Origin of the sequence: Streptomyces sp. NPDC050534, assembly GCF_044457745.1 — a bacterium.
Lineage (GTDB): Bacteria > Actinomycetota > Actinomycetes > Streptomycetales > Streptomycetaceae > Streptomyces.
The window spans coordinates 444,591-470,377 of sequence record NZ_JBITHF010000008.1 but is presented as its reverse complement, the minus strand read 5'-3'; the positions used below and the strand labels follow the sequence as shown (position 1 = coordinate 470,377).

General features: G+C 68.8%; 27 protein-coding genes and 1 riboswitch. Of the genes, 13 read left to right on the top strand and 14 right to left on the bottom strand.

Annotation, left to right across the window (positions count from 1 at the left end; all coding sequences use genetic code 11):
* The first annotated feature begins 159 nt into the window (after window positions 1–159).
* From ACIBN2_RS27545 to ACIBN2_RS27535, 3 genes are all read left to right on the top strand, one after another.
* Window positions 160–1,272 (top strand): LacI family DNA-binding transcriptional regulator, encoded by a 1,113-nt coding sequence (locus ACIBN2_RS27545; RefSeq protein WP_399138129.1) that lies wholly within the window; start codon window positions 160–162, stop codon window positions 1,270–1,272.
* A gap of 201 nt (window positions 1,273–1,473) precedes the next feature.
* Entirely contained in the window at window positions 1,474–2,550 is a 1,077-nt protein-coding gene (locus ACIBN2_RS27540; protein WP_399138127.1) for a metallophosphoesterase, read from the top strand.
* A 194-nt stretch (window positions 2,551–2,744) separates the two neighbouring features.
* Window positions 2,745–3,605 (top strand): hypothetical protein, encoded by an 861-nt coding sequence (locus tag ACIBN2_RS27535; protein WP_399138126.1) that lies wholly within the window; start codon window positions 2,745–2,747, stop codon window positions 3,603–3,605.
* 182 nt (window positions 3,606–3,787) lie between these two features.
* Here ACIBN2_RS27535 and ACIBN2_RS27530 read toward each other — a convergent pair whose 3' ends face one another.
* From ACIBN2_RS27530 to thiC, 3 genes are all read right to left on the bottom strand, one after another.
* Window positions 3,788–4,486 carry a GAF and ANTAR domain-containing protein gene (locus ACIBN2_RS27530; protein ID WP_399138124.1) on the bottom strand — a complete coding sequence of 233 codons (699 nt, stop codon included), beginning with the start codon at window positions 4,484–4,486 and terminating at the stop codon, window positions 3,788–3,790.
* A gap of 70 nt (window positions 4,487–4,556) precedes the next feature.
* Entirely contained in the window at window positions 4,557–5,315 is a 759-nt protein-coding gene (locus ACIBN2_RS27525) for a GAF and ANTAR domain-containing protein (protein WP_399138123.1), read from the bottom strand.
* A gap of 200 nt (window positions 5,316–5,515) precedes the next feature.
* Window positions 5,516–7,348: a phosphomethylpyrimidine synthase ThiC gene (gene thiC, locus ACIBN2_RS27520; protein ID WP_399138121.1), complete on the bottom strand. Its 1,833-nt coding sequence runs from the start codon at window positions 7,346–7,348 to the stop codon at window positions 5,516–5,518.
* Window positions 7,341–7,530, bottom strand: a riboswitch (TPP riboswitch). (Overlaps the previous gene by 8 nt.)
* Before the next feature lie 70 nt (window positions 7,531–7,600).
* On the opposite strand from thiC, the gene ACIBN2_RS27515 reads away from it, so the two are divergent.
* Window positions 7,601–9,121, top strand: a complete 1,521-nt coding sequence (locus ACIBN2_RS27515; protein ID WP_399138120.1) for a YibE/F family protein — start codon at window positions 7,601–7,603, stop codon at window positions 9,119–9,121.
* A gap of 103 nt (window positions 9,122–9,224) precedes the next feature.
* Here ACIBN2_RS27515 and ACIBN2_RS27510 read toward each other — a convergent pair whose 3' ends face one another.
* The 4 genes from ACIBN2_RS27510 to ACIBN2_RS27495 all read right to left on the bottom strand — a co-directional run bounded on the left by ACIBN2_RS27510 (window position 9,225) and on the right by ACIBN2_RS27495 (window position 11,670).
* A complete protein-coding gene (locus tag ACIBN2_RS27510) occupies window positions 9,225–9,662 on the bottom strand; it encodes an SsgA family sporulation/cell division regulator (protein WP_399138118.1) in 438 nt (145 codons plus the stop codon).
* 98 nt (window positions 9,663–9,760) lie between these two features.
* On the bottom strand, window positions 9,761–10,585 hold the full coding sequence (locus ACIBN2_RS27505; protein WP_399138117.1) for an IclR family transcriptional regulator: 825 nt from the start codon (window positions 10,583–10,585) through the stop codon (window positions 9,761–9,763).
* Between the two features lie 404 nt (window positions 10,586–10,989).
* A complete protein-coding gene (locus ACIBN2_RS27500) occupies window positions 10,990–11,202 on the bottom strand; it encodes a DUF5326 family protein (protein ID WP_384259212.1) in 213 nt (70 codons plus the stop codon).
* Window positions 11,203–11,352: 150 nt separating this feature from the next.
* Window positions 11,353–11,670, bottom strand: a complete 318-nt coding sequence (locus tag ACIBN2_RS27495) for a cupin domain-containing protein (protein WP_399138115.1) — start codon at window positions 11,668–11,670, stop codon at window positions 11,353–11,355.
* Window positions 11,671–11,729: 59 nt separating this feature from the next.
* On the opposite strand from ACIBN2_RS27495, the gene ACIBN2_RS27490 reads away from it, so the two are divergent.
* From ACIBN2_RS27490 to ACIBN2_RS27470, 5 genes are all read left to right on the top strand, one after another.
* Entirely contained in the window at window positions 11,730–12,107 is a 378-nt protein-coding gene (locus ACIBN2_RS27490; protein ID WP_399138114.1) for a phage holin family protein, read from the top strand.
* 7 nt (window positions 12,108–12,114) lie between these two features.
* Window positions 12,115–12,606 (top strand): low molecular weight protein-tyrosine-phosphatase, encoded by a 492-nt coding sequence (locus tag ACIBN2_RS27485; RefSeq protein WP_399138112.1) that lies wholly within the window; start codon window positions 12,115–12,117, stop codon window positions 12,604–12,606.
* Window positions 12,603–13,754: a cystathionine gamma-lyase gene (locus tag ACIBN2_RS27480; protein ID WP_399138110.1), complete on the top strand. Its 1,152-nt coding sequence runs from the start codon at window positions 12,603–12,605 to the stop codon at window positions 13,752–13,754. The genes ACIBN2_RS27485 and ACIBN2_RS27480 overlap by 4 nt, the downstream gene beginning before the upstream one ends.
* Window positions 13,755–14,029: 275 nt before the next feature.
* Window positions 14,030–14,935, top strand: a complete 906-nt coding sequence (locus ACIBN2_RS27475) for a LysR family transcriptional regulator (protein ID WP_399138109.1) — start codon at window positions 14,030–14,032, stop codon at window positions 14,933–14,935.
* Between the two features lie 88 nt (window positions 14,936–15,023).
* Entirely contained in the window at window positions 15,024–15,506 is a 483-nt protein-coding gene (locus tag ACIBN2_RS27470) for an NUDIX domain-containing protein (protein WP_393866387.1), read from the top strand.
* A 13-nt stretch (window positions 15,507–15,519) separates the two neighbouring features.
* Here ACIBN2_RS27470 and ACIBN2_RS27465 read toward each other — a convergent pair whose 3' ends face one another.
* Window positions 15,520–16,770, bottom strand: a complete 1,251-nt coding sequence (locus ACIBN2_RS27465; RefSeq protein WP_399138107.1) for a globin domain-containing protein — start codon at window positions 16,768–16,770, stop codon at window positions 15,520–15,522.
* A gap of 303 nt (window positions 16,771–17,073) precedes the next feature.
* Between ACIBN2_RS27465 and ACIBN2_RS27460 the strand changes: the two genes are divergently transcribed.
* Both ACIBN2_RS27460 and ACIBN2_RS27455 read left to right on the top strand, forming a co-directional pair.
* Window positions 17,074–17,940, top strand: a complete 867-nt coding sequence (locus ACIBN2_RS27460) for a GNAT family N-acetyltransferase (protein ID WP_399138105.1) — start codon at window positions 17,074–17,076, stop codon at window positions 17,938–17,940.
* Window positions 17,941–17,978: 38 nt separating this feature from the next.
* Window positions 17,979–18,431 (top strand): GNAT family N-acetyltransferase, encoded by a 453-nt coding sequence (locus ACIBN2_RS27455; RefSeq protein WP_399138104.1) that lies wholly within the window; start codon window positions 17,979–17,981, stop codon window positions 18,429–18,431.
* 140 nt (window positions 18,432–18,571) lie between these two features.
* Here ACIBN2_RS27455 and ACIBN2_RS27450 read toward each other — a convergent pair whose 3' ends face one another.
* Together ACIBN2_RS27450 and dnaB are read right to left on the bottom strand one after the other, a co-directional pair.
* Window positions 18,572–19,957: a serine hydrolase domain-containing protein gene (locus tag ACIBN2_RS27450; RefSeq protein WP_399138103.1), complete on the bottom strand. Its 1,386-nt coding sequence runs from the start codon at window positions 19,955–19,957 to the stop codon at window positions 18,572–18,574.
* 91 nt (window positions 19,958–20,048) lie between these two features.
* On the bottom strand, window positions 20,049–21,527 hold the full coding sequence (gene dnaB, locus ACIBN2_RS27445; protein WP_399138102.1) for a replicative DNA helicase: 1,479 nt from the start codon (window positions 21,525–21,527) through the stop codon (window positions 20,049–20,051).
* Between the two features lie 461 nt (window positions 21,528–21,988).
* On the opposite strand from dnaB, the gene ACIBN2_RS27440 reads away from it, so the two are divergent.
* Window positions 21,989–23,326 (top strand): MATE family efflux transporter, encoded by a 1,338-nt coding sequence (locus tag ACIBN2_RS27440; RefSeq protein ID WP_399138100.1) that lies wholly within the window; start codon window positions 21,989–21,991, stop codon window positions 23,324–23,326.
* A 123-nt stretch (window positions 23,327–23,449) separates the two neighbouring features.
* Here ACIBN2_RS27440 and rplI read toward each other — a convergent pair whose 3' ends face one another.
* The 4 genes from rplI to rpsF form a co-directional block, all read right to left on the bottom strand.
* Window positions 23,450–23,896 (bottom strand): 50S ribosomal protein L9, encoded by a 447-nt coding sequence (gene rplI, locus ACIBN2_RS27435; RefSeq protein ID WP_399138099.1) that lies wholly within the window; start codon window positions 23,894–23,896, stop codon window positions 23,450–23,452.
* 18 nt (window positions 23,897–23,914) lie between these two features.
* Entirely contained in the window at window positions 23,915–24,151 is a 237-nt protein-coding gene (gene rpsR / locus ACIBN2_RS27430; protein ID WP_003949403.1) for a 30S ribosomal protein S18, read from the bottom strand.
* 57 nt (window positions 24,152–24,208) lie between these two features.
* Window positions 24,209–24,802: a single-stranded DNA-binding protein gene (locus ACIBN2_RS27425; RefSeq protein ID WP_399138098.1), complete on the bottom strand. Its 594-nt coding sequence runs from the start codon at window positions 24,800–24,802 to the stop codon at window positions 24,209–24,211.
* Between the two features lie 75 nt (window positions 24,803–24,877).
* Entirely contained in the window at window positions 24,878–25,168 is a 291-nt protein-coding gene (rpsF, locus tag ACIBN2_RS27420) for a 30S ribosomal protein S6 (protein ID WP_006604399.1), read from the bottom strand.
* A 286-nt stretch (window positions 25,169–25,454) separates the two neighbouring features.
* Between rpsF and ACIBN2_RS27415 the strand changes: the two genes are divergently transcribed.
* Window positions 25,455–25,766 carry a hypothetical protein gene (locus ACIBN2_RS27415; protein WP_399138096.1) on the top strand — a complete coding sequence of 104 codons (312 nt, stop codon included), beginning with the start codon at window positions 25,455–25,457 and terminating at the stop codon, window positions 25,764–25,766.
* Window positions 25,767–25,787: the final 21 nt, after the last annotated feature.

Genomic DNA, 25,787 nt, shown 5'->3' with positions numbered 1-25,787 from the left:
GGCCCATGCGTACAGACGAGTCACGTAGTGCCATTGGATCGTTCAACTGACTTGTTTTCAAAGGCAGTTGACGTGAGATGACCTTGCAGAAACGTGCCTGTCAACGCGTGCATATGCGTCCGCCCTACCCCACTGCATGAGCCCTACTATCGGCTCGCCATGACAGCAGCAGGGAAGCACCAGGTGAGCCGCGCGGAAACCTCACGCCGAGGCAGCCGGCCGGGCCGGGCGGGCATCAGGGACGTTGCCGCCGCCGCCGGAGTCTCCATCACGACCGTCTCCGACGCCCTCAACGGCAAGGGCCGGCTCCCAGATGCCACCCGACGCCATGTCCGCGAGGTCGCAGACCGGCTGGGCTACCGCCCGTCGGCAGCGGCCCGAACCCTCCGTACCGGCAAGTCGGGCCTCATCGGCCTGACCGTGACGACGTACGGGGATGAACCTTTCACCTTCACCGAGTTCGCGTACTTCGCCGAGATGGCGCGCGCCGCCACGTCGGCCGCCCTGGCCCGCGGATACGCGCTGGTCATCCTGCCCGCGACCTCGCGCCACGACGTGTGGTCGAACGTCGCGCTGGACGGCACGGTCGTCATCGACCCCTCCGACCAGGACCCGGTCGTCAGCGAGCTGGTCCGGCAGGGTTTACCGGTCGTCTCCGACGGCCGCCCGGCCGGCTCGCTCCCGGTCACCGCGTGGGTCGACAACGACCACGAGGCAGCCGTCCTCGGCATCCTCGACCACCTGGCCGCCGCCGGCGCCCGCCGCATCGGCCTGCTGACCGGGACGACGACGGACACGTACACGCGTCTGTCGACGACGGCCTACCTGCGCTGGTGCGAACGCGTCGGGCAGGACCCGGTGTACGAGGCCTACCCGGCGCACGACCCGTGTGCGGGCGCCGTCGCCGCAGACCGGCTGCTCGCCCGCCCGGACCGGCCCGACGCCGTCTACGGCCTGTTCGACCCGAACGGCACCGACCTGCTCGCCGCGGCCCGCCGCTACGGCCTGCGCGTACCGGAGGACCTGCTTCTGGTCTGCTGCAGCGAATCCACCGTGTACGCCAACACCGAGCCGCCGATCACCACGCTCTCGCTGAAGCCGCGGCGCATCGGCACGGCGGTGGTGCAGCTCCTCATCGACGCGATCGAGGGGGTCGATGAGGATCAACCGGTCGAGCAGGTGATACCGACGGAGCTGATCGTGCGCACCTCGTCACAGCGGCGCCCGCCGCGGACGACGGTCAGTGCGCCGCGGTCGCCCGAGGAGGAGTAGAGCAGAAGCCGTCAGCCTGCGGTCCAAGCCCTGCCCAATCGGGGCGAAAGCCGCGGTGAACTGGACTCTTACTCCGATTCACCACCCCTGGGTCATCACATGGCGCGATCGGCATTCCTATGATGGGCCCACGACACCGCGGGCCGCTGCGACCAGGCAGTCCGAAGCGGTGCAGATGCGGCGCGATGGTGGAGGGGTCTGATGACTCAGGGGGCCGGTCAGGGACCCGAAGCGGAACGGACGGCGACGTTGCGCGACTTCCGGGTACCGGCGTATGTCCACGAGACCGGTCCGTACGGCCACAACGCACATCCCGGTGATGTCGTCCCGCCCGAGGAGAGCGCGCTCCCGGAGGGGTACACGCCGACCGAGCGCGACCTGCCTGTCATCAACCGCGGCGACACGCTCCAGGTGCCCGTCGCCCCCGCCTCCCTGGCCGCCCCGGAGGAGACGGACGGCGCCGGCCCGCTCTACGTCGTCGGCGACGTGCACGGCTATCTGGACGAGCTGCTCGCAGCCCTGCGGGAGCAGGGCCTCGTCGACGCCGCGGGGCAGTGGTGCGCCGGCACCTCACGGCTGTGGTTCCTCGGCGACTTCACCGACCGCGGTCCCGACGGCATCGGCGTCATCGAGCTCGTGATGCGCCTGTCGGCGGAGGCGGCGGCGGCAGGAGGCTACTGCAAGGCGCTCATGGGCAACCACGAGCTGCTGCTGCTCGGCGCCAAGCGGTTCGGCGACACCCCCGTCAACTCCGGTGCGGGCACGGCCACTTTCCAGGCCGCCTGGCTGCTCAACGGCGGCCAGAAGACGGACATGGACCGCCTCCAGGACCACCATCTGCAGTGGATGGCCCGCCTGGACGCCATGGAGTCCGTCGACGGCTATCTCCTCGTCCACTCGGACACCACGGCCTATCTCGACTACGGCGACTCGATCGAGGCGGTCAACGACACCGTCCGCGAGACGCTCACGCGCAACGACGCCGACGAGTGCTGGGATCTGTTCCGCAAGCTCACCAAGCGGTTCTCCTTCCGCGACGAAGGTGGTGCAGACGCCGTCCGTTCCCTGCTGGATACGTACGGCGGCACACGGATCGTTCACGGCCACAGCCCCATTCCGTACCTGCTGGGCGAGGTCGGGTCCGAGGAGGGCGACGACAGCGCGGGGCCGGTGGTCGAGGGACCGCACGTCTACGCCGGCGGTCTGGCCATCGCGATGGACGGCGGAGTGACCATGGCCGGAAAGCTACTCGTGCAACAACTTCCTCTGGATATCTGAACGTTCACAGGGCAGGCGACCCCCGTCGGGAGGAATCACGACGAACGGTGCAGGCCAGAGCCCAATTTCTGGAAACCCCCTGTCACCACGTGCCGTGACCGCTCTACCATCGGCTTATCCGTAGCAGGCTCCCCTCCGTTTCTGCCCGACGGCTCGTTGGCATGCGAGCCCCAAGCCCTACGGAGCATCGGGGGATGCACATGAACAGCGTTCCGCAGCACCTGCTGAGCGAGGACCGCCAGGAGTACGAGCGGGTCCTCGACGAGGCGCTGCGCTCCGCCCCACACCGCCCGGAACTGGCCGCTGTCGGACAGCGGCTCAACGCCGAACAGCTGCGCACCATGGCGCTCAACGCCTCCGCACTCATCACGGCGGCCGCGGCGACCGAGTACCAGCACTACGTGAAGGTTCGCGAGGAACTGCGCCAGCCGGCGCCGTCCACCCCCTCGTCCACCGGCGAATCCGGCTCCGCGGAGCCGGGCCCGGCGACGATGGGGCTCGCCACCACCCTCGGCGAGGCCGCCGAGACGGCCGGCGCGGGCGCCGTCGCCGCCGTCCTCACGCCCGTCCTTGCCGGAACAGCAGCGGTGATCTTCCTGGTCGTCGGCTACGTCATCAAGTCGTTCGCCCCCAAACAGGGGTTCGGCAGGACCATGATCACCGCCGGCTGGGTGTTCGGCGCCCTGACCGCGGCCGCGATCCTGGTCGCCGCCGTCGGCCTGCTGCTCACCGCTCTGCGCAACCGGCCGTCGCTCGAGACCGGGCCGTACGGTGAACCGGGCGGGGACGTGGCCCTGGCCAGGGAAGCCTGGCGCGAGGCACTTCTGGAGCGCGGCGTCATGCCGTTCCTCAGGGAGGCACTCGCCGACCCGGGCGCCGCGGCGGCACTGCACAGCACCACACCGCGGACGCCGACCAGCCGTATGCCGAATCTGGGCTACGGCCGCCCCGGCTTCAGCAGCCCGGACGAGGGCTCCACCGGCCCGCGCCCGAGCTTCTCGAGCCCGGACTACACCAGCCCGGACTTCGGAGGCCCGGAACACCAGCCGGAGTGACCACCGGCTTGCGCCCTCCACAACGGAGCGACCCGTCGGGGCCGGCCGGGGGAGCGCAAGCCGAACGCCCCGTCCACCGAACCGAGTTCGTCGGTCCGCGATCGGCAGACACACCCTGTTCCCCGCGGCCGCGAACTCCTTCGGCCTCTCCGTCCTGTCCGCCTCGGTCGCCTCCCGGTTCGTCAGCCCGGTGGACCGTTCAGGTCGGCCCGGTGGTGAACGACGTCGTCTGCGACGTCCAGGAGAGGAAGGTTGTGGGTGAAGGCGTAGGCGCGCAGGCGCGCGAGGGCCTGGTCGAGGGGGATGTCGAGCATGACGGTCAGGGCGCCGGTTGCCTGGTGGATGAGGGCTCGGTGCAGGGGCAGCGGGTTGCTGCTGCTCATGTCGTGGATGCCGTGAGGTGTGGTGAGGATCGTGGTGGCGCCTTCGGCGAGCGCGAGGAGTTGGCTCATCTGAGGGCGGGTCAGCGAGCGGGTCGTGTCGCGGTGGCCGGTGAGAACGCCCAGCCGGGCCGCACCCAGATTCAGGGGAACGGCGTAAGCGGCGTGTGGGGATTTCCGGTGGGTGGCGGCCAGCAGGGCGGGCCATCGGCGTTCGGGCACGGTGTACAGGTCGGGGACGAGTACGGGTTCACCGGTGCGGGCGGCGTCCACGGTGGGGCCCTCGCCGAGGGTGTACTGCAAGTCTTCGAAGGCCACCCCCGCGGTGTCCGCCGGGTCGTACCAGACGAGTTCGAGGCCGGCGTGGTCGATCAGGCAGATGGTGAGGCTGTCGAGGCCGAGTGTGACCGCGCACGAACTGGGGTCGAGTGCGGTCAGACCGTGGCCGGCCTGGGTGGCGGCGGCCACGAGGCCGGGGATGTCGGGGGCATCTGCGGGCACCGCGGGTACTCCTTGGCTGAGTGCGGTGGGGCGCTGGTGGCGCGGGCAGCAGAACGGCATGAAATCAGCGTCACGGGCGGCGCGTCCGGTCCTGGGTTGCGGCGAACGTCCCGGCGGACACGCCGCCCTCGACGACGAGTTGGCACAGGTGGGTCAATGACGTCCGGTTGTTGCGGGCATGGGCGCGCAGGCGCTCGAAGGCGGTCTCGGGTGGGATGTTCAGGCGGGCCCCGAGGGCGCCTTTTGCCTGTTCGATGATGATCCGGCTGTTGAGCGCGATGTGCAGTTGCCCGACCCGTTCGGCCTGGTCCTGGGACAGGCGCTGGTGCAGGATGCCGATGGTCGCCGCGTCCGCGAGGGCCTGTCCCAGGCGCAGACTCGCCGGGTGAAGGCCGGCAGGACGGCCGTGGAAGATGTTCACCGCGCCGATCACCTCCTCGCGCAGGCGCAGCGGCATGGCGGCCACGACGGCGAATCCGGCCGTGCGGGCTGCTTTGGTGAAGCGTGGCCAGCGTTCGGCGGTGGCGGGGTCGTTCAGGTCCACCGGGCCGACCTGTACATGCTGGCTGCAGCAGTCCTTGGCGGGGCCCTCGTCGAACTCGACCTGGTTCTCATCCAGTTGGTGTGCGGTGTCGGTGGACGCGGTCACGTCCACCAACCGCCTCTGGGCGTCGACCATGATGACCCCGATCGCCGTCACGTCCAGCAACGCGAGCATGTGATCGGTCAGCACATGCAGGAAATCGACCAGGTGGAAGTCCTCCACCAGGGTGTCGGCCAGCTCCAGGAAGGCTTTCGCGAGTCGTTCGTCCCGCTCCCACTGCGCCATCGCGCATTCCTCCTCCGCCCCTTGCCTCAAACCGCCAAGGGACGATCCAGCCGGGGATGTGGGCCCGGTGCCATTGTCCCGCCCAACGCCCCCACCGGGAACGGAACTGCCGCATACGTGTCACAGGTCCGTCGAACTCGACTGCCCGCAGGCGCCGGAGCCTGCCTCGCAGAGCTCCGGCGCACTTCCCGGGTCCGTCGTCAATCGGCGATCGGCAGATACACCCGGTTCCCGCTCGCCGCGAACTCCTTCGACTTCTGCAGCATCCCGTCCGCGACCTCCTCCGGTGACGCCCCCTCTGCCGCCGCACCACCGAACCGCTCCGTGATGCTGTGGCTGATCTTCATCGAGCAGAACTTCGGCCCGCACATCGAGCAGAAGTGGGCGGTCTTGGCCGGCTCGGCCGGGAGGGTCTCGTCGTGGAACTCCCGTGCCGTGTCCGGGTCCAGAGCGAGGTTGAACTGGTCCTCCCACCGGAACTCGAAGCGGGCGTCGGACAGCGCGTCGTCCCAATCCTGGGCGCCGGGGTGCCCCTTGGCGAGGTCGGCCGCATGGGCGGCGATCTTGTAGGTGATGACGCCGGTCTTGACGTCGTCACGGTTGGGCAGGCCCAGGTGCTCCTTGGGCGTCACGTAGCAGAGCATGGCCGTGCCCCACCAGGCGATCATCGCGGCACCGATACCGGAGGTGATGTGGTCGTACGCCGGCGCGACGTCCGTGGTCAGCGGGCCGAGCGTATAGAACGGAGCTTCATCGCAGATCTCCTGCTGAAGGTCGATGTTCTCCTTGATCTTGTGCATCGGGACGTGTCCCGGGCCCTCGATCATGGTCTGTACGTTGAAACGCTTGGCGATCGTGTTGAGTTCCCCGAGCGTGCGCAACTCGGCGAACTGCGCCTCGTCGTTGGCGTCCGCGATCGAACCCGGCCGTAGGCCGTCGCCCAGCGAGTACGTGACGTCGTAGGCGGCGAGGATCTCGCAGAGCTCCTCGAAGTTCTCGTACAGGAACGACTCCTTGTGGTGCGCGAGGCACCACGCGGCCATGATCGAGCCGCCGCGCGAGACGATGCCGGTCTTGCGGTTCGCGGTGAGCGGGACGTACGGCAGACGGACGCCCGCGTGGACCGTCATGTAGTCCACGCCCTGCTCGGCCTGCTCGATGACGGTGTCCCTGTAGATCTCCCAAGTGAGCTCCTCGGCCCGGCCGTCGACCTTCTCCAGGGCCTGGTAGAGCGGCACCGTGCCGATGGGCACGGGGGAGTTGCGCAGCACCCATTCACGGGTCGTGTGGATGTTGCGGCCGGTGGAGAGGTCCATGACCGTGTCGGCGCCCCAGCGGGTCGCCCAGGTCATCTTCTCGACCTCCTCCTCGATGGAGGACGTCACCGCGGAGTTGCCGATGTTGGCGTTGACCTTCACCAGGAACCGCTTGCCTATGATCATCGGCTCGATCTCCGGGTGGTTGACGTTGGCCGGCAGCACCGCGCGGCCCGCCGCGATCTCTTCGCGGACCACCTCGGGCGCCACGTTCTCCCGCAGTGCCACGAACTCCATCTCGGGCGTGATCTCACCCTGGCGCGCGTACGCGAGCTGGGTCACCGCCGTACCCTCGCGTCCGCGCCGCGGCTGGCGTGGACGTCCGGGAAAGACCGCGTCGAGGTTGCGCAGCCCGCCGCGCGGCGAGGTGTGCTTGATGCCGTCGTCCTCCGGGCGGACGGGGCGGCCCGCGTACTCCTCGGTGTCGCCGCGGGCGACGATCCAGTTCTCCCGCAGCGGGGGGAGCCCCCTGCGGACGTCGGTTGGGGTGGACGGATCGGTGTACGGGCCGGATGTGTCGTACAGCGTGACCGACTGCCCGTTGGTGAGGTGCACCTGACGGACCGGCACCCGCAGATCGGGGCGCGAGCCCTCGACATACGCCTTGTGCCAGCCGATGGACTTCCCGGCCTCCGCGGACTGCTCACCGGACTGTTCGCCCTGAAGGGGCAGTTCGTCCTGGTTGGAGGCAGGCGTGCGTGCGTCCTTGTTGGTCATGAGACCTACTCCCTACGCCGGCATTACCCGGTAACAGGTTCGGCGGTCGACGCAGCGATATCCGTCTGTCGACGTCTCGTGGGGAACATCACCCGACTTCGGTGATGTTCCACGTGAAACATCGCAGGGACGGAGGTCAGCGCCCTCTCAGCCCGGTGCTCCGAGCTCCCGCGTGTGCAAAGGTGCCTCCACGCTAGCGTCAATTCCGGCGAGCTGAACAGGGGGCCCCGGCGTTCTTGCGATGATCGGGCGGTGACCACGACACGCCAGCACCCCTATCCATCCCCGGAGCCGCCTCATGGGCACGGCTCCCACGGCGGCCATGGAGACGGTCCTTCTGCCGGTGCTGGTCCTGGCGGCGGTCCCGGCGCTTATGCCGGTGCCGGCCCTGGTGGTGGGCACGAGCACCATGCTGAGCCCGGCCATGGCCCCGGCTCCGATGCCGGCCGCGGTCATGGTGGCGGCCACGGTCACTCGCACAGCCACGGTCCGGCGGCGCCCGTCTCCAAGCACCTGCGCAAGGTCATCGCGGCGGTCCTCATCCCGTTCACCGCGGCCGTGGTGGTCGGGCTCGTGGTGCTGTGGCCCGGCGGTGCCCCGGCCCACCAGCGCACCGGCGTGGGCTTCGACCGGCAGACGCAGCAGGCGACGGTCACCAAGGTCGTGGACGTGAGCTGCAAGTCGGCGAACGCCTCCGGCCAGGCCCCGGCCGGCGACGCCTCCGGCACCGCCGGCTCCTCCGGCCAGCAGCAGGAGAAGGGCACCTGCAAGAAGGCGACGATCCGCGTCGACACCGGCAAGGACAAGGGCCGTACGTTCACCGAGATCGTGCAGCCGGACCAGCCGCGGCAGTTGCACGGGGGCGAGAAGGTCGTGGCTGCCTACGAGCCTTCCGCCCCCAAGGCCCTGCAGTACTCGGTCACCGATGTGAACCGCCGGTTCCCCATGGCGCTGCTCGCCGGCATCTTCGCGCTCGCCGTCGTGGTGGTGGGCCGGATGCGCGGTCTCATGGCGCTGGTCGCGCTGGCCGTCAGCTTCATGGTGCTGACCTTCTTCATCCTGCCCGCGATCCTCCAGGGCTCGAACCCGCTGCTCGTGGCGGTGATCGGGTCGAGCGCCATCATGCTGCTCGCCCTCTACATGTGCCACGGCCTGTCCGCCCGTACATCCGTGGCGGTGCTCGGCACGCTGCTCTCGCTCGTGCTGATCGGTGTGCTCGGCTCCGGGTTCATCGGCTGGGCCGCGCTCACCGGCAACACGGACGACAGCACCGGCCTCATCCACGGCCTGTATCCGTCGATCGACATGAGCGGCCTGCTGCTCGCGGGCGTCATCATCGGCTCGCTCGGCGTCCTCGACGATGTGACGGTCACCCAGACCTCGGCGGTCTGGGAGCTGCACGAGGCCAACCCCTCGATGGGCTGGCGAGGGCTGTACCGGGCCGGCATCCGCATCGGCCGGGACCACATCGCGTCCGTCGTCAACACCCTCGTCCTCGCCTACGCGGGCGCCGCACTGCCGTTGCTGCTGCTCTTCTCCATCGCACAGAGCGGCGTGGGGACGGTCGCCAACAGCGAGCTGGTGGCGGAGGAGATCGTGCGCACGCTGGTGGGCTCGATCGGCCTCGTCGCCTCGGTCCCGGTCACAACGCTGCTCGCGGCGCTGGTGGTCGCGGCCGACCGTCCGGGGGCGGAGCCGGCCGTGGGGAGGGTGCCGGGCGCCGCAGCGCCCGCTGCGGCCCGATCGGGGAGAGGCCGGCGCCGCAAGCACTGAGCCGGCGGCGGCCGCGCCTGGCGTGGGCGCACCCACGAAGAAGCGTTCCTGCAACCCTCCGCCGCACGCAGAAGCGTTACGGCCCGTTCCCGCCGCCAGCCCGTCAGCCCGCGCTCTGCTCCTCCGCCAGAATCCGGTCCAGCGCCTCGTCGAGATGGGCGTCGAAGTCCGCGAGCGAGCCCTCCTGGCCGAGCGGCACGAGCTTGTCGGTGCGGTCGAGGAAGGCGATCAACGGCACCGTGGACGAGCGGAACAGCGCCTGGTCACACCCCACCTGAAGACGGATCAGGACCTCGGTCAGCGAGTCGGGTTCGACGGGTGAGACCCGCACATCCCCCTCCCCGCACGGCCGGCCCACCCCGTCGATGAGCAGCTCACGGCCGAACGCCCAGGTCACCGGAGCATCACCGGGCAAGTGGAAGGTCAGCCGTACGGCATACGGATCAGAGGTCTCGTACCGCAGTTCCACAGGAATGCGGAACGAGAGCTCCTCGGACACGAGAAAGCTCATCATGACCTCTGCCTGTACGGACTCGCGCATCGCCTACCCCGTCTTGTGAAGCCGAACGGCTGGGAATCGTCCCCAGACGCTGGTGGCATCTTGCTGAAAGTACACAGCAGATCACAAGGAGTGAGTTTTCAGATACTGATAGAGAGCGCCAGTGACCCCAGCAGCTGCCCGATCTCGCGCTGCAGTTGCTCGACCGCGGACACCAGCCGATCAGCCTGGTGAGCAGGCAAGGAGATGGCCATCGTCGCGGCCGCGGTGCCCACGGTGATCGGGATCGCCGCGCAGACCGTCCCCAGCGCGTACTCCTGCCGCTCAGTCACCGGTTCCAGCCGAGTCGCCCGTTCGAGTCGCCTCAGCAGCGCTTGGTTGTCACGCACCGTGTACGGGGTGATGGACTGCACGGGATAGCGGTCGAGGTGGTCGCGGCGGGCCGCCTCGTCCAGCTGCGAGAGCAGGCACTGCCCGATCGCATGCGCGTGCGCGGTCTCTCGGAAGTCGGCCCACTCCTCGACCGCCGGATTGCCCGGGGTGTCGGAGACGCACATGACCTCGATCTCGCCCTCCTGGTACACCGCGTAGTACACGGGCACACCGATCGCATCCCGCCAGCGGGCGAGCGCGTCGGCGATCGTGCTGCGACGTTTCTGCTGGGCGGCGTCGCTGCTCAGCCGTACGGCCGCGTCACCGAGGAAGAACAGGCCCTTGTCCCGGCACAGGTAGCCCTCGTGGACCAGGGTGCGCAGCAGGTGGTACGCCGTGGGCAGCGCCAGCCCCGTCTCGCGGGCCAGCTGTTTGGCGGGAGCGCCGTTCTCGTGCCCGGCGACGCACTCCAGCAGGCGCATCGCGCGCTGGACGGATCCGATGAGCGTCGCGGACTGCGACGGGGTGGAAGAGCCTTCGGCGCACTGCGAGGGGGCGGAAGGGCCGTCGGCGGACGGCTCGGCCGGGGGCACCGTCGGGCGCGACGGCGGAGGTGAGGCCGGACGCGAGGGCGTCGGTGGCGGCGGTGACGGTGGCGGCGTCGGACGCGACCGGGAAGGCGGCGCCGTGGCGCGGTCCTGCGTCGAGGGCCCCGGCTGTTCGGGAGGCCTGATGCGGTGTCGCGGGAGTGGAGCCGGAGGTGCGTGGGGGTCCGTGAGGGCGGTGTCTGCCGTGACCAAGGATTACTCCCGTAGCGCGAGGGGGCAGCCCGTGCCGGGGAACACGGGTGGGAAGGTACGCCGCTCGCGGGGTCTTCCCCGCGTCGATTTCCGGACTCTAATAGCCGGTCGCCGCCTTGAGACCGCCTGTCCGGAAAACTTCCCTCGCGCGAGGGAACCGGTGATTCCCGTTACCGGTCACCGGTGTCCCAGGGGTCTCACCAGTCGCTTCGTGACGACGAGCTCGACATGAACTTCCGCACGACGTAGATCAGTCCGCCGACCAGTGCCACGAAGACCAGCAGCTTGAAGAGCAGCCCGATGACGAAGCCGACCACGCTGGCTATCAGCCCGCCGAACACGACCAGGGCGATGACCGGCACCGCGACCCACTTCACCCACCACGGCAGTCCGCCGAAAATCTCTCCCATTGCCCTCAGTCCTTACCTCTCCGCCCGGCTGCTGTGCAGGGCACCGTTGATGTCCTGCACTCGATGCTAGGGCCGGCAGGGGTGCCGGCGGGGGCCTCGCATCCCTTGTCCTCCCCTGACTGAACCCCTAGGGAACCCCGAGAGGCCGCCTCAGCTTTCGGGCGGAGAGAACATCACGAGGACCCGCAGGTCCTCGCTGATGTGGTGGAACTTGTGGGAGACGCCGGCCGGCACGTACACCACGCTGCCGCGCGCCACCTCGGTGGTCTCCAGGCCGACGGAGATCGAGGCACGGCCGCTCACAACGAAGTAGACCTCGTCCTGGTTGTGCGGCTTCTGTGGATCATGTTCGCCGGCGTTGAGTGCGTACAGCCCGACGGACATGTTCCGCTCACGAAGAAACTGCAGGTAGGCGCCCTCGTTGGCGGCACGTTCCGCCTCAAGTTCGTCCAGCCGGAATGCCTTCATCGCTGTTGCCGCCCTCGCACCACTGCTCGTAACCGATCTCGTCTGCCACGATCAGACACATGAAGAATTTCGTAGTCAAGACGATCGCCAACGCGGGCGCCCTGGCGGTCGCCGTATGGCTGCTCGACAAGATCACCCTGACCGGTGACAGCACGGGCAAGAAGGCCGCCACCCTGATCATCGTCGCGTTGATCTTCGGCTTTGTGAATTTCCTGGTCAAGCATCTTGTGAAGCTCCTGAGCCTGCCGCTGATGATCCTGACCCTGGGGCTGTTCACCCTGGTCGTCAACGCCCTGATGCTGCTGCTCACGTCGTGGCTGGCCGGCAAGTTCGACCTGAGTTTCCACGTCGAGGGCTTCTGGACCGCGGTGCTGGGCGGCCTGATCATCTCCATCGTCGCGTGGGCGCTGCACGTCATATTGCCCGACGAGGACTGAGACCGCGATGAGCTACCGCGTCTGCTTCGTCTGCACGGGCAACATCTGCCGCTCCCCGATGGCCGAGTCCGTGTTCCGCGCCCGCGTCGCGGAGGCCGGGCTCGACGGCCGGGTCGAGGTCGACAGCGCCGGCACCGGCGGCTGGCACGAGGGCGACGGCGCCGACCCGCGCACCGTCTCCGTCCTTGAGGAGAGCGGCTACGAGACCGGCCACAGGGCGCGCCGGTTCGAGCCCTCGTGGTTCGCGCGCCTCGACCTCGTCGTCGCCCTCGACTCCGGCCACCTCAAGGCACTGCGCCGCCTCGCGCCCACCCAGGAGGACGCGGCCAAGGTGCGGCTGCTGCGCTCCTACGACCCGGCGGCCGGCGACGACCTCGACGTACCGGACCCGTACTACGGGGGCCTGGACGGGTTCGAGGAGTGCCTTGAGATGGTGGAAGCAGCGAGCGAGGGCCTCCTCGCCGCGGTACGCGAGCACGTGGAGGGACGGGCGGCATGAGTGACTCCGCTACGGGCAGGCCTTCGGGCGACGGTGACGGCACGCGCGCGGTGCGGGCGGGCCTGCCCGAAGCGGTCAAGAACGAACCGACCCTGCCCGGACCGGTGTTCGCCGCCCACTTCCACCTGCCGGGCGAGGTCGGCGGCCCATACACCTACGGCCGCGACGAGAACCCCACCTGGACGCTGCTGGAGCGGGCGATCGGCGAGCTGGAGGCGCCCGGGCAGGACGGCGTGCAGACGCTCGCCTTCGCGTCCGGCATGGCCGCCATCTCGTCCGTGCTGTTCTCCCAATTGCGCGCCGGGGACGCGGTCGTGCTGCCCAGCGACGGCTACCAGGCACTGCCTCTGGTGCGCGCGCAGCTGGAGGCGTACGGCATCGAGGTGCGCACGGCGCCGACCGGTCAGGACGCCCAGCTCGATGTCCTCGACGGCGCCAAGCTGCTGTGGCTCGAGACGCCCTCGAATCCCGGGCTCGACGTGTGCGACGTCCGCCGCCTCGCCGAGGCGGCACACGCGCGTGGCGCGCTCGTCGCCGTCGACAACACGCTCGCCACACCGCTGGGGCAGCGCCCGCTGGAGCTCGGCGCGGACTTCGCCGTGGCCAGTGGCACCAAGCAGCTCACCGGGCACGGGGACGTCCTGCTCGGCTACGTCGTCGGCCGCGACGCCGAGACCATGGCCGCCGTGCGCCGCTGGCGCAAGATCGTAGGCGCGATTCCGGGGCCCATGGAGGCCTGGCTCGCGCACCGTTCGATCGCCACCCTCCAGCTGCGGGTCGACCGGCAGTGCGCGACGGCGCTCACGCTTGCGGAGGCGCTGCGGGCGCGACCCGAGGTGACCGGGCTGCGGTATCCGGGGCTGCCCGACGACCCCTCGCACAAGATCGCCTCTCAGCAGATGCGCCGCCATGGGTGCGTGGTGTCCTTCACGCTGCCCACGCGCGCGCGTGCCGAGCGTTTTCTGGACGCGCTGCAGCTCGTGGACGACGCGACGAGCTTCGGCGGGGTGCGGTCCACGGCCGAACGGCGGGGCCGCTGGGGCGGGGACGCGGTGCCGGAGGGCTTCATCCGCTTCTCCGTTGGCGCCGAGGATCCCGAGGACCTGGTGGCCGATGTGTTCCGCGCGCTGGACGAGTCGGCGCGATGACCTCGTCGGAGCCTGTTTCAGCGATCGTCGGAGCCACGTCGGAGCCCGTTTCAGTGATCCCCGGGCGGTGCCCGGCTACGTACAACGGACGGTCCGAGCCTCCCCCCTCGTGGCTCGGACCGTCCTCGGTCCTGCGCGCGAAGAACCGCGCGACCAAGGCTAGTTGACTCTGTGTCAGTGTCCAATCACAGTAGCGACAGAGACCTATCGACTTATTTATAGTTGGGCCCTGCCTGGGGGCCGGGAGAAGGGCAGGGAACTGGGGAGGGCGAACGATGGATCTGGCCTTGCTGCGCACTTTCGTGACCGTGCACCGGGCCGGCTCCTTCACTCGCGCCGCCGCCCTGCTCGGCCTGTCGCAACCGGCCGTGACCTCACAGATCCGCACGCTGGAGCGGCAACTGGGCCGCCCTCTGTTCTTACGGCAGGCCCGTGGCGTCACTCCGACGAGCATCGGGGACGAGCTCGCGCACAAGGCGGCCCCGCATCTGGACGCCCTGGTGGAGATCGCCGAGACCGGCGTCGACGACGAGTCGTCCTTACGGACGCTGCATCTCGCCGGTCCCCCCGAGTTCACCGCCGAGCGGGCGCTGCCCGCCCTCACGGCGCTGACCGGTGAGGAAGGCCAGGGCTTCGCCCTGCGCGCCTCCTTCGGCAACGCCGACGAAACCCTGGAAGGGCTGGCCGCCGGGCATCACGATCTGGCCATCAGCACGGCCCGTCCGCGCGGCGCCCTGCTGACGGCGACTGCACTGTGCGACGAGGAGCACGTCCTCGTCGCCACCCCGCAGCGGGCCGAGCAGATCGGCTCCGACAAGCCGGATCTCAAGGGTGCCCCGGCCCTGGAGGACGTCCCGGTGATCGAGGTCCACGAATCACTGCCCTTCGTCTCCCGTTACTGGGCCTCAGTCTTCGACTCCCGCCCCGGCGCCTCGGGCACCGTCATCGTTCCCGATCTGCGCGCGGTCCTCGCCTGCGCCGTCGCGGGCGCGGGGCTCGCGGTCCTACCCCGCTATCTGTGCCGCTGCGCCTTGGAGCGCGGCGAGATCGTCGCCCTGCACGAACCCGCGGTGCCTCCGCTGCGGACCTACTTCCTGGTGGTGCGCACCGGCACACTCGCGATGCCGCATATCGCGCGGGCTCACGAATGGCTGCTGCGCGCCGCGACCGACTGGTGCTGACCTGCACTTTTCCAGCCGTCACAGGACGATCCCGGCCGGTCACGCCCCGCGATGTTTCACGTGGAACCAGCCGGGCCACATTTCACCCATGACCGTCCGACCCGTGGTCAAGCGCACCGCCCGTGCCGTTCTGCTGGACGGCGACAATCTGATCCTGATCAAGCGCACCAAGCCCGGTGTCGATCCCTACTGGGTCACCCCCGGTGGCGGCGTCGAACCCGAGGACTCGACCGTCGTCGACGCCCTGCACCGCGAGGTGTACGAGGAGCTCGGCGCCAAGATCACCGATGTGGTGCCCTGCTTCGTGGACACCGTGGAGCACATCGGCGAGGACGGCGGCGCGACCGGCGTGAAGGTGCAACACTTCTTCGTCTGCCATCTGGAGTCCATGGACACATCCCTGCGGCACGGCCCCGAAGTGGACGAGCCCGCCGGCGAGTACGAGATCGTTCGGATCCCGTTCACCCGCGTCGGGATCGCCTCGGTGCATCTCGTGCCGTTGTCCCTGCGGCACTACCTCGACGGAAACATCGAGGGCGTACGCGCCATGCACGCACCGGACCTCGGCTGACACCGGCGGCGGGTCAGTCCCACGCGGCTACGAGGTCCTCCACCGAGTCGTGCCGTATGCGCTCCGACGGGATGCCGGCGTACCTCAGGGCGTCCACGCTGCTGCGGATCATGCCGGGTGGGCCCGACAGGTAGGCGTCGTACCCGTTCCACGGCCCGTGCTCGCGTATGGCGTCCGGGAGCTGGAGCCGCGTCTGCCGGTCGACGATCGCACGGACCGAAAGCCAGGGATGGGACTGCTGGAGCCTGAGCATCGTCTCGATGTCGTACAGGTCGTGGCCGGTACGGGCGCCGTAGAACACCTCGACCGTCCGACGTTCGCCGTGCTCGGCCACGTCCTCGACCAGGGCCTTGATGGGCGCGATGCCGGTGCCGCCGCCCAGACAGAGCAGCCCGCTGTCGGTGGTGTGGTCGACGGTCATCGAACCGGCCGGCGGTCCCAGACGGATGACGTCACCGCGGCTGGCACGGTGCACCAGGGCGGTCGAGACCCAGCCCGTGGGGACGGCCTTCACATGGAACGTCAGCAGGCCGTCGGAACGCGGCGTCGAGGCGAAGGAGTAGTGCCGCCAGATCCTTGGCCACCACGGCGTCTCCAGGCTCGTGTACTGCCCGGCGAGGAACGGGTACGGCTGGTCGGGGCGGACGGTCACGACCGCCACGTCCGAGGTCCTGAGTTCGTGCGCCACGATCTCGGCGTGCCACCAGGCCGGCGCGCGCCGCTCGTCCGCCGCCGCGCTGTCGATCATGATCTGCGAGATCGTCGTGTACGCCCGGATCCAGGCCGCCTCGGTCTCCGCGTTCCAGCCGGAGGCGTACCTGCTCAGCGCACCGATGAGGCATTCACCGACGGCCGGGTAGTGCTCGGCCCTGGTGCCGTACTTACGGTGACCGCGGCCGAGGCTCTGCAGTTGGGCGACGAGGGCCTCGGTGTCGTCCATGTGCTCGGCCGCGCTGAGCAGGGCCCGGAACAGCCGATCCCGCTGCATGTCCATCGCCGCCGGGAACAGTGCCCGCAGATCAGGGTGACGGACGAAGAGCATCGCGTAGAAGTACGAGGTGACCTGGTCGGCGATCGGGGTCACCTCGGTCATGGTCCGGCGGATGAGCAGGGCGTCCGCTGACCCGCTTCCGGCCCGGGCCGGGACGAGGAATCGGCCGGTCTGCGCGGCGTCCTCCGCCGGCTGACCGGACGGCGTGAACCAGCCGCCGCCCCCGGCGCCCGTAATACCGCTGTCGCCCGACGGGGTGGTCGGAGCGTCCATGGTCTGCCTCGCCTCGAACATCTTTCAGTCGGTCTGCGCACTCCCGCAGCGTCCCATCGCGCCAGGGCACCCCCTTCGCATAACCGCGTATACGGGTCTTCGATCTCCCCATGCCCTTAAACTGCGGTCACCTTTATCCCGTTCACACGGGATTGAATTCGCTCGGTTTCAGCCCTCGTTTCACGTGAAACGTCCCACAACTTGCCCACCCGCTATGCGCTTGGCCACGACATGGCCAAAAGCTCCTGCTTCTCACGGGAAACAGGTGGACGGCGAGGGCGCCTTTCATACAGCCTGACCTGCGTGCCGACTGACTCCCTCTCTCCTCTCCCCATCCGGCGTCTGACGCTTCGGGATCTCGCCGCCTGCGCCGACTTGTCCGAGAACCGGGGGTGGCCGCGCGAGGAGCACAAGTGGGGCTTCCTCCTCACGGCCGGAAAGGGATACGGCATCGACGACCCTGACGGGGGCCTGGTCAGCGCCTGTGTCGTCACCGAGTACGGACCGCAGCACCGTCCTTCTCTCGGAGCCATCGGCATGGTCCTGGTCGCCGAACGGCACGCCCGTCGGGGCGTCGGACGCCACCTGATGCGGCACGTCGTCTCGGCGATGGGCACCACCCCGCTGACCCTCCACTCGACTCCGTACGGTCGCCCGCTCTATGAGGAGCTCGGCTTCAAGGTCACCGGGCGGGCCGAGATGCTCAGAGGTCACTTCACACCGGGCGGTCCGGCGCCCGAGGTCGTCACGCGTGCGGCCACCGCCGAGGACCTCCCCGCGATCCTCCGCCTCGACGAAGAGGTGTTCGGCGCCGACCGCACGCCCGTCATCACACGGTTGCCGGCCTTCGCCGACCGCATGCGGGTCGCAGAGGAGAGCGGCCGGCTGATCGGCTACGCGGCCGCCTGGCCCAACATGGACACGCATGTCGTGGGCCCGCTGATCGCCCGCGACACGGAGACGGCCAAGGCGCTCATCGGCACTCTCGCCGCCCACACCGACCGTCCCCTGCGCACAGACATCGACGTTCGGCACGAAGAGCTGCTGGTGTGGGCGAAGGAGCGTGGGCTGGCGACCGTCGCGTTCAACTCGGTGATGACGTACGGGATCTCGGAACTGCCCGGCGACTGGACCAGGCGGTTCGCTCCCCTGACGGTGGCAGCGGGCTGAGCCCTGCCCACAAGCTCGGCTGTGCGTAAGGTGCGGGCATGGGAGATCTTGAGATACGACCCGCCACGGCGGACGACGTGGCCGCGATCGTCGCGATGCTCGCCGACGACCCCCTGGGAGCGCAGCGCGAGTCACCGGACGATCTGACGCCCTACCTGACCGCGTTGCAGCGTCTTACGTCGGACCCGAACCAGCACCTGGTCGTCGCAGTGCGTGAGGGCCGCGTCGTCGGCACGCTGCAGCTCACAGTCGTTCCCGGCCTGTCGCGCCGCGGCGCCACCAGGTCGATCATCGAGGCTGTCCGCATCCACGCCGACGAGCGCGGCAGCGGCCTGGGTACGCGGCTCATCGAGTGGGCGATCGACGAATCCCGGCGCCAGGGCTGCCAGTTGGTCCAGCTGACCTCCGACAGCTCCCGGACCGACGCCCATCGCTTCTACGAGCGACTCGGCTTCACGGCCTCACACGTGGGCTTCAAGCTCCCGTTGTGAGGCCGTGCACTGAGGCCCCGCGGATGAGGCCCGGCAATGAGGCGCCGTGCTGTGAGGCGGTGCAATGAGGCATCAGGTGGTGGGCCATGAGGTGAGGCGTCATGTTTCACGTGAAACAGGCACCTTGCCGGTCATTGCCGTCAGCCGATCCCCCGCCACCCCTCCGGGTCCACCCCACCCGGCACAGGAGCCTCCTCGTCGTACGGCTGGCGCGTGAACACGAACGATCCGAGGTCCAGGTGGCTCACGGTCCCGTCCGGGCGCCGTACGGCCTTCAGGAGCTCTCCGGCGTAGTAACCCTCGAGGCCGGTCCAGGTCCCGTCGCCGTTCGCCTTGAAGCGCGAGCGGCGGCCACTGCCGGACAGCGGCTCCAGCGAGACACCCTCACCGGCAGACACCCGCAGGGCGAACGCATACGTTCCCCAGTACCACGGTCCGGCCAACTCCAGTGCGGACAGGTCGACTTCAGACAGTGGCCGCCATGGTTCAGGAATGCGCGGCTCGGCCTCGGCAACGATCCGTACGAGGTCGGCACCGACGTCGGACAGCAACGGGCCGGACGTGCAGTTCGCCAGCACCACCGCAGCGACGTCGTCCTCGACACTGATGCTGAGGTTGGCCAGAAAGCCCGGCAGCGACCCGGAGTGCCCCACGAGCAACCGGCCGTCCCGGCGCCGGATCTGCAGCCCCAGCCCGTACGCCGCACCGTCCAGCACATCGGTCGCTTCGGCAGGCGCCGCGGGTGTCCGCATCTCCCTCACGGTCTCGGCGCTGAGCACCCTGTCGTCGCCCCGGGCCAGGAAGACGGCGAAGCGCGCCAGGTCACCCGTCGTTGACCAGAGCTGGCCGGCGGGAGCCATCCGCCCCAGGTCCTCGGTGGGCTCGGGCAGCAGGACGTCGGCCCAGGGGTGCACGGCCCAGCCGCCCGCGTGAGGCGCCTGCGGGTGAGCGCTCGTGCGGTCGAGGCCCAGGGGTTCGAGCACTTCACGCCGAAGTACCTCCTCCCACGGCTCCCCGCGCAGCTTCTCCACGAGCGCGCCCAACACGGTGTAACCAGGGTTGGAGTAGTGGAAACGACGGCCCACAGGATGCAGAAGGGGTTGGTCGCCCAGGACATCGGCGACTTCAGGGCGCAAAGATCCCGGAGTGCGCTCCCACCACGGGGCCGGCGACTCCGCCGCCAGTCCGCTCGTGTGGGCGAGGAGATCGGCGATAGTCACCTCCCCCGCGCCGGTTCCCGGAAGATGCTTCTCCAGCGGATCACCGAGGTCGAGGGCGCCCTCGGCCCGCAGCCGCAGCACGAGGACCGCCGTGAACGTCTTGGTGATCGAGCCGATGCGGTACTGCACGCTCTCGTCCGGACCGTGCCCCTCCACCGAGGTCCGCGCACCGTGCCAGACCGCGCGGCCGTCCCTTACGACCGCCGCGACCAGTGACGGCGCACGCCCTTCGGCCTGGGCCACGGCGATCCGGTGCAGCAAGGCCCGACGCGTGCCGGGGAGCAACTCTTCCTGAGGTGTCGTCATGCGCACAGTCCATCCCGCGGGGCGCTCGAGCGTCGAGTGCATTTGTGCGGGTCAGGGATCGGCAGCATGGATTTTGCCCGCCCCGGACGGATCAGGTCTGTGCCATGTCCACGAACCGCGAGTAGTGGCCCTGGAAGGCCACCGTGATCGTCGCCGTCGGGCCGTTACGGTGCTTGGCCACGATCAGGTCGGCCTCGCCCGCACGCGGCGACTCCTTCTCATAGGCGTCCTCGCGGTGCAGCAGGATCACCATGTCGGCGTCCTGCTCGATGGAACCGGATTCACGCAGGTCGGAAACCATCGGCTTCTTGTCGGTGCGCTGCTCGGGACCACGGTTCAGCTGCGACAGCGCGATGACCGGGATCTCCAGCTCCTTGGCGAGGAGCTTGAGGTTACGGGACATGTCCGAGACCTCCTGCTGACGGTTCTCGGCACGCTTGGAGCCGCCGGACTGCATCAGCTGGAGATAGTCGATGACGACCAGCCTGATGTCGTTGCGCTGCTTGAGGCGGCGGCACTTGGCGCGGATCTCCATCATCGACAGGTTCGGTGAGTCGTCGATGAACAGCGGCGCGGCCGACACGTCCGGCATCCGGCGGGCCAGACGCGTCCAGTCCTCGTCGGTCATGGTGCCGGAGCGCATGTGGTGCAGCGCCACGCGGGCCTCGGCGGACAGCAGACGCATCGCGATCTCGTTGCGCCCCATCTCGAGGGAGAAGATGACGCTCGGGAGGTTGTGCTTGATCGACGCGGCCCGGGCGAAGTCCAGCGCGAGCGTGGACTTACCCATCGCGGGACGGGCGGCGATGACGACCATCTGGCCCGGGTGCAGACCGTTGGTGAGCGAGTCGAAGTCGGTGAAACCCGTCGGCACACCGGTCATCTCGCCGGAGCGGGAGCCGATCGCCTCGATCTCGTCGAGCGCGCCCTCCATGATGTCGCCGAGGGGCAGGTAGTCCTCGCTGGTGCGCTGCTCGGTGACCGCGTAGATCTCGGCCTGGGCGCGGTTGACGATCTCGTCGACGTCGTCGTCGGCCGCGTAACCCATCTGCGTGATGCGGGTGCCGGCCTCGACCAGGCGGCGCAGGACCGCGCGCTCGTGCACGATCTCCGCGTAGTACTCGGCGTTGGCCGCCGTCGGCACTGTCTGGACGAGAGTGTGCAGATACGACGCCCCGCCGACCTTGTTGATCTCGCCGCGCTTGGTGAGCTCGGCGGCGATGGTGATGGGGTCGGCCGGCTCTCCCTTGGCGTAGACGTCGAGGATCGCGACGAAGATCGTCTCGTGCGCGGGCTTGTAGAAGTCGTGGCCCTTGAGAATCTCCACGACGTCGGCGATGGCGTCCTTGGACAGGAGCATGCCACCAAGGACGGACTGCTCGGCGTCGAGGTCCTGGGGCGGCACACGCTCGAAGGAGGTGCCACCGCTCTCCCACTCGCCGCTGTCGCTGCCTCGGTCGTGCTGCTCGTCGCGACCGCGTCCCCCGTCGCCGCGGCGCCGGGAGGCGGGCAGACGATCACTGGGACCGCTGCCGGCCCACGGGTCGTCCAAGGGCTCGGAAATACTCACCGAGCCACCTCCTCCCGTCCGCCCCCGAGCGGACCTAGCCATGCCCCTATTTCTACGGCACGGCACTGACAAATGAGAGGCCCAACTCCGGTTGATGGACGTCGGTTTTGGGCTGGTCTCCCTGTCGACGAACGGAGCGGGCGCCGGACCACGGTAGGCCTGTTGGCGACGTCAGCCAATCTGGTTATCCACAGGCCATGTGGACGACGGCCCCGATGCTGTGGAGAACTCCGCAAAACCTGTGCACGACCCGGTGGACAGCCCTGTGAACAAGCACGGACGTCACCCATGAAACCTCCACTGACCTGCGACTTTCCCATCCACCGGCTGTGCAGAAGAAAAACTTCCCCAGTCGGACCAAGATCTCTTCGAACGATGCCCGAAAGAGCAACCGACATGTGATGAGGTAAGGGTCAGATAGGCGTTGCATCTCTTACCTGTGGACGATTACATTGGTGCACATGACACAGGCTCCCGCGACCCCCAAGGCCACCCGGCGACAGCACGATCGAGAGATCGTCGCGCTGGCCGTCCCGGCCTTCGGTGCACTCGTCGCCGAGCCCCTGTTCGTGATGGCCGACAGCGCGATCGTCGGCCACCTCGGCACCGCACAACTCGCCGGTCTCGGCGTCGCCTCCGCTCTCCTTACGACAGCGGTCAGCGTCTTCGTCTTCCTCGCGTACGCCACCACGGCGGCCGTCGCCCGACGGGTCGGCGCCGGCGACCTCCAGGCCGCCATCCGCCAGGGCATGGACGGCATCTGGCTGGCACTCCTGCTCGGCGCAGCCGTCATCGCCGTCGTCCTCCCCGCGGCACCTTTCCTGGTGGAACTCTTCGGGGCCTCGGACACCGCGGCACCCTACGCAACCACCTACCTCCGCATCTCGGCCCTCGGCATCCCGGCCATGCTCGTCGTCCTCGCCTCGACCGGCGTCCTCCGCGGCCTGCAGGACACGAAGACACCGCTCTACGTCGCCGTCGGGGGCTTCGTCGCCAACGCCGCCCTCAACGCAGGTCTGGTCTACGGCGCCGGCCTCGGCATCGCAGGTTCCGCCTGGGGCACCGTCATCGCCCAGTGCGGCATGGCCCTCGTCTACCTCACGGTGGTCGTCCGCGGAGCACGCCGGCACGGAGCCTCGCTGCGCCCCGATGCCGCCGGGATCCGGGCCTCGGCCCAGGCCGGTGCGCCGCTGCTGGTCCGCACGCTGTCGCTGCGGGCAATCCTGATGATCGCCACCGCCGTCGCCGCCCGCCTCGGGGATTCCGACATCGCGGCCCACCAAATCGTCCTGTCCCTGTGGAGCCTGCTCGCCTTCGCACTCGACGCCATCGCCATCGCCGGGCAGGCCATCATCGGACGCTATCTCGGCGCCGGAGACGCCCAGGGCGCCCGGGACGCCTGCCGCCGAATGGTCGAGTGGGGCATCGCGGTCGGTGTCGTACTCGGCGTCCTGGTGGTCGTGGCACGTCCTGTGTTCGTGTCCCTGTTCACCAGTGACTCCACGGTCAAGGACACGGCCCTGCCCGCTCTGGTGATCGTGGCGCTCTCCCAGCCGATCAGCGGCGTGGTCTTCGTCCTAGACGGCGTCCTGATGGGCGCGGGCGACGGCCCCTACCTTGCCTGGGCCATGGTCATCACCCTGGCCGTCTTCAGTCCGGTGGCTTTCCTGATCCCGGCCCTCGGCGGCGGACTCACAGCACTGTGGGGAGCGATGACGCTGATGATGACGGTCCGCCTGATCACTCTCTGGCTGCGAGCCCGCTCGGGGCGCTGGATCGTCACCGGCGCGACGCGCTGAGCCGTTTCACGTGAAACATCGCGGGCTGCCACGTTTCACGTGAAACGAGCGCCACAACACGCAAAAGGGGTCGCACCTCTGAGGTGCGACCCCTCTCACAACTGCTTAGGCAGACCGCAGCTGTCAGGCCGCGACGACCTCGATGTTGACCTTCGCGGCAACCTCGGGGTGCAGACGCACGGACGTCTCGTGAGCGCCCAGCGTCTTGATCGGCGAGCCCAGCTCGATGCGGCGCTTGTCGACCTCGGGACCACCGGAGGCCTTGATCGCGGAAGCGATGTCGGCCGGGGTGACGGAACCGAAGAGACGACCGGCGTCGCCGGAGCGGACGGCCAGGCGGACCTTGACGCCCTCGAGCTGGGCCTTCACCTGGTTGGCCTGCTCGATGGTCTGGATCTCGTGGATCTTGCGAGCACGACGGATCTGCTCGACGTCCTTCTCGCCACCCTTGGTCCAGCGGATAGCGAAGCTCCGCGGGATCAGGTAGTTGCGAGCGTAACCGTCCTTGACGTCCACGACGTCGCCGGCGGCACCGAGGCCAGAGACCTCATGGGTGAGGATGATCTTCATGAGTCGGTCACCCTTCCCTTAGCGCGCGGTGGACGTGTAGGGCAGCAGCGCCATCTCACGGCTGTTCTTCACGGCCGTGGCGACGTCACGCTGGTGCTGCGTGCAGTTGCCGGTCACGCGGCGGGCACGGATCTTGCCGCGGTCGGAAATGAACTTCCGCAGCATGTTCGTGTCCTTGTAGTCCACGTACGTGACCTTGTCCTTACAGAAAGCGCAGACCTTCTTCTTCGGCTTGCGCACAGGCGGCTTCGCCATGGTGTTTCTCCTGTGTGATCAAGAAGTTTGGGTACGACCCACCCTTCGGCCTGAGGCCTAGAAGGGGGGCTCGTCCGAGTAGCCGCCGCCACCGCCGCCGCCGGAGTTTCCACCCCAGCCGCCACCGCCGCCGCCCTGGTTGCCACCGGCGGGAGTGCCGGTCGCCCACGGGTCCTCGGCGGGAGCGCTACCGCCCTGCTGACCGCCACCGGAGCCACCGCCCCAGCCGCCGCCACCCTGGCCGCCGCCGCCACCGCCGCCGTTGTAACCGCCCTGACCACCGCGGCCGCTGGTCTTGGTGACCTTGGCCGTGGCGTTGCGAAGGCTGGCGCCGACCTCGTCGACGTCCAGCTCGTAGACCGTGCGCTTGACGCCCTCACGGTCCTCGTAGGACCGCTGCTTCAGCCGGCCCTGCACGATGACGCGCATGCCTCGCTGGAGCGACTCAGCGACGTTCTCCGCCGCTTGACGCCAGACCGAGCAGGTCAGGAACAGGCTCTCGCCGTCCTTCCACTCGTTCGTCTGACGGTCGAAGGTACGGGGAGTGGACGCGACACGGAACTTCGCGACCGCCGCACCGGAAGGGGTGAAGCGCAGCTCGGGATCGTCGACAAGATTGCCGACGACCGTGATGACGGTCTCGCCTGCCATGGGGGAACCTCTCGGCGGGTTTGCTGCTGGCTGCTTGTGCTGCTACTCGAATCCCGGGATCGACTGAGCGAGAGCTCAGTGGGTCTCGGGACGGAGGACCTTGGTCCGGAGGACCGACTCGTTCAGGTTCATCTGGCGGTCGAGCTCCTTGACGACCGCAGGCTCGGCCTGCAGGTCGATGACCGAGTAGATGCCCTCGGGCTTCTTCTTGATCTCGTACGAGAGACGACGACGGCCCCAGGTGTCGACCTTCTCGACCTTTCCGTTGCCCTCACGGACGACGGAGAGGAAGTTCTCGATCAGCGGGGAGACAGCGCGCTCCTCGAGATCGGGGTCGAGGATGACCATCACCTCGTAGTGACGCATGTGGAACCCACCTCCTTTGGACTCAGCGGCCACGGTCGTTCCGTGGCAGGAGGGTTGTGATGCGTACGCAACGGTATCGGCCGCCACTGACAATCGGGGGCCGTCGAGCGGCTTCCCGGTATGGACTGGGCGGTTTCCCTGGCTCTGCCTGGGCAGACACCGGTGCAGACCGTACAGAGTACCCGCACACCGGCTTCCGGTTGAAATCCGACCGCCAGGGCCGTCAGTCTGTACACATCGGGTGTGCATGGCGCTACGATGCGCCGTCTTCCGCAGGAGGTGCCCTATGGCACAAGCATTGCGACCCAATACCGTCGGAGGTCTCTTCGCCACGGACGGAAAGCCCCACCCACTCCAGGACACGCTGCTCGCGGTGACCCTGGTGCTCGGCCTGGTGGCGTTCGTGACAGGCTTCTTCCACAACCTGCACCTGCTGAGCTCCTGGGCCGGCCTGGTGGGGATCCTCACCGGCGCGTACGGCCAGTGGATCTCCGAGACGACCCGCGAGCGGTTCGGGCTGATCCTGGGTCTCGGCGCCTCGGGTGTCGGCTTCTTCCTCGGCATGGCGCACGGCGGCCTCTTCGGCGGGGTCATCTGACGCCAAGGACACCGGCTCCCC

Bases quoted from the DNA above. Each gene is read 5' to 3' on its own strand.
- ACIBN2_RS27545 (WP_399138129.1), top strand. From the start codon at position 160: ATGACAGCAGCAGGGAAGCACCAGGTGAGCCGCGCGGAAACCTCACGC.
- ACIBN2_RS27540 (WP_399138127.1), top strand. From the start codon at position 1,474: ATGACTCAGGGGGCCGGTCAGGGACCCGAAGCGGAACGGACGGCGACG.
- ACIBN2_RS27535 (WP_399138126.1), top strand. From the start codon at position 2,745: ATGCACATGAACAGCGTTCCGCAGCACCTGCTGAGCGAGGACCGCCAG.
- ACIBN2_RS27525 (WP_399138123.1), bottom strand. From the start codon at position 5,315: ATGGCGCAGTGGGAGCGGGACGAACGACTCGCGAAAGCCTTCCTGGAG.
- thiC (WP_399138121.1), bottom strand. From the start codon at position 7,348: ATGACCAACAAGGACGCACGCACGCCTGCCTCCAACCAGGACGAACTG.
- ACIBN2_RS27510 (WP_399138118.1), bottom strand. From the start codon at position 9,662: ATGCGCGAGTCCGTACAGGCAGAGGTCATGATGAGCTTTCTCGTGTCC.
- ACIBN2_RS27500 (WP_384259212.1), bottom strand. From the start codon at position 11,202: ATGGGAGAGATTTTCGGCGGACTGCCGTGGTGGGTGAAGTGGGTCGCG.
- ACIBN2_RS27495 (WP_399138115.1), bottom strand. From the start codon at position 11,670: ATGAAGGCATTCCGGCTGGACGAACTTGAGGCGGAACGTGCCGCCAAC.
- ACIBN2_RS27490 (WP_399138114.1), top strand. From the start codon at position 11,730: ATGAAGAATTTCGTAGTCAAGACGATCGCCAACGCGGGCGCCCTGGCG.
- ACIBN2_RS27485 (WP_399138112.1), top strand. From the start codon at position 12,115: ATGAGCTACCGCGTCTGCTTCGTCTGCACGGGCAACATCTGCCGCTCC.
- ACIBN2_RS27480 (WP_399138110.1), top strand. From the start codon at position 12,603: ATGAGTGACTCCGCTACGGGCAGGCCTTCGGGCGACGGTGACGGCACG.
- ACIBN2_RS27475 (WP_399138109.1), top strand. From the start codon at position 14,030: ATGGATCTGGCCTTGCTGCGCACTTTCGTGACCGTGCACCGGGCCGGC.
- ACIBN2_RS27470 (WP_393866387.1), top strand. From the start codon at position 15,024: ATGACCGTCCGACCCGTGGTCAAGCGCACCGCCCGTGCCGTTCTGCTG.
- ACIBN2_RS27465 (WP_399138107.1), bottom strand. From the start codon at position 16,770: ATGGACGCTCCGACCACCCCGTCGGGCGACAGCGGTATTACGGGCGCC.
- ACIBN2_RS27455 (WP_399138104.1), top strand. From the start codon at position 17,979: ATGGGAGATCTTGAGATACGACCCGCCACGGCGGACGACGTGGCCGCG.
- ACIBN2_RS27450 (WP_399138103.1), bottom strand. From the start codon at position 19,957: ATGACGACACCTCAGGAAGAGTTGCTCCCCGGCACGCGTCGGGCCTTG.
- ACIBN2_RS27440 (WP_399138100.1), top strand. From the start codon at position 21,989: ATGACACAGGCTCCCGCGACCCCCAAGGCCACCCGGCGACAGCACGAT.
- rplI (WP_399138099.1), bottom strand. From the start codon at position 23,896: ATGAAGATCATCCTCACCCATGAGGTCTCTGGCCTCGGTGCCGCCGGC.
- rpsR (WP_003949403.1), bottom strand. From the start codon at position 24,151: ATGGCGAAGCCGCCTGTGCGCAAGCCGAAGAAGAAGGTCTGCGCTTTC.
- ACIBN2_RS27425 (WP_399138098.1), bottom strand. From the start codon at position 24,802: ATGGCAGGCGAGACCGTCATCACGGTCGTCGGCAATCTTGTCGACGAT.
- rpsF (WP_006604399.1), bottom strand. From the start codon at position 25,168: ATGCGTCACTACGAGGTGATGGTCATCCTCGACCCCGATCTCGAGGAG.
- ACIBN2_RS27415 (WP_399138096.1), top strand. From the start codon at position 25,455: ATGGCACAAGCATTGCGACCCAATACCGTCGGAGGTCTCTTCGCCACG.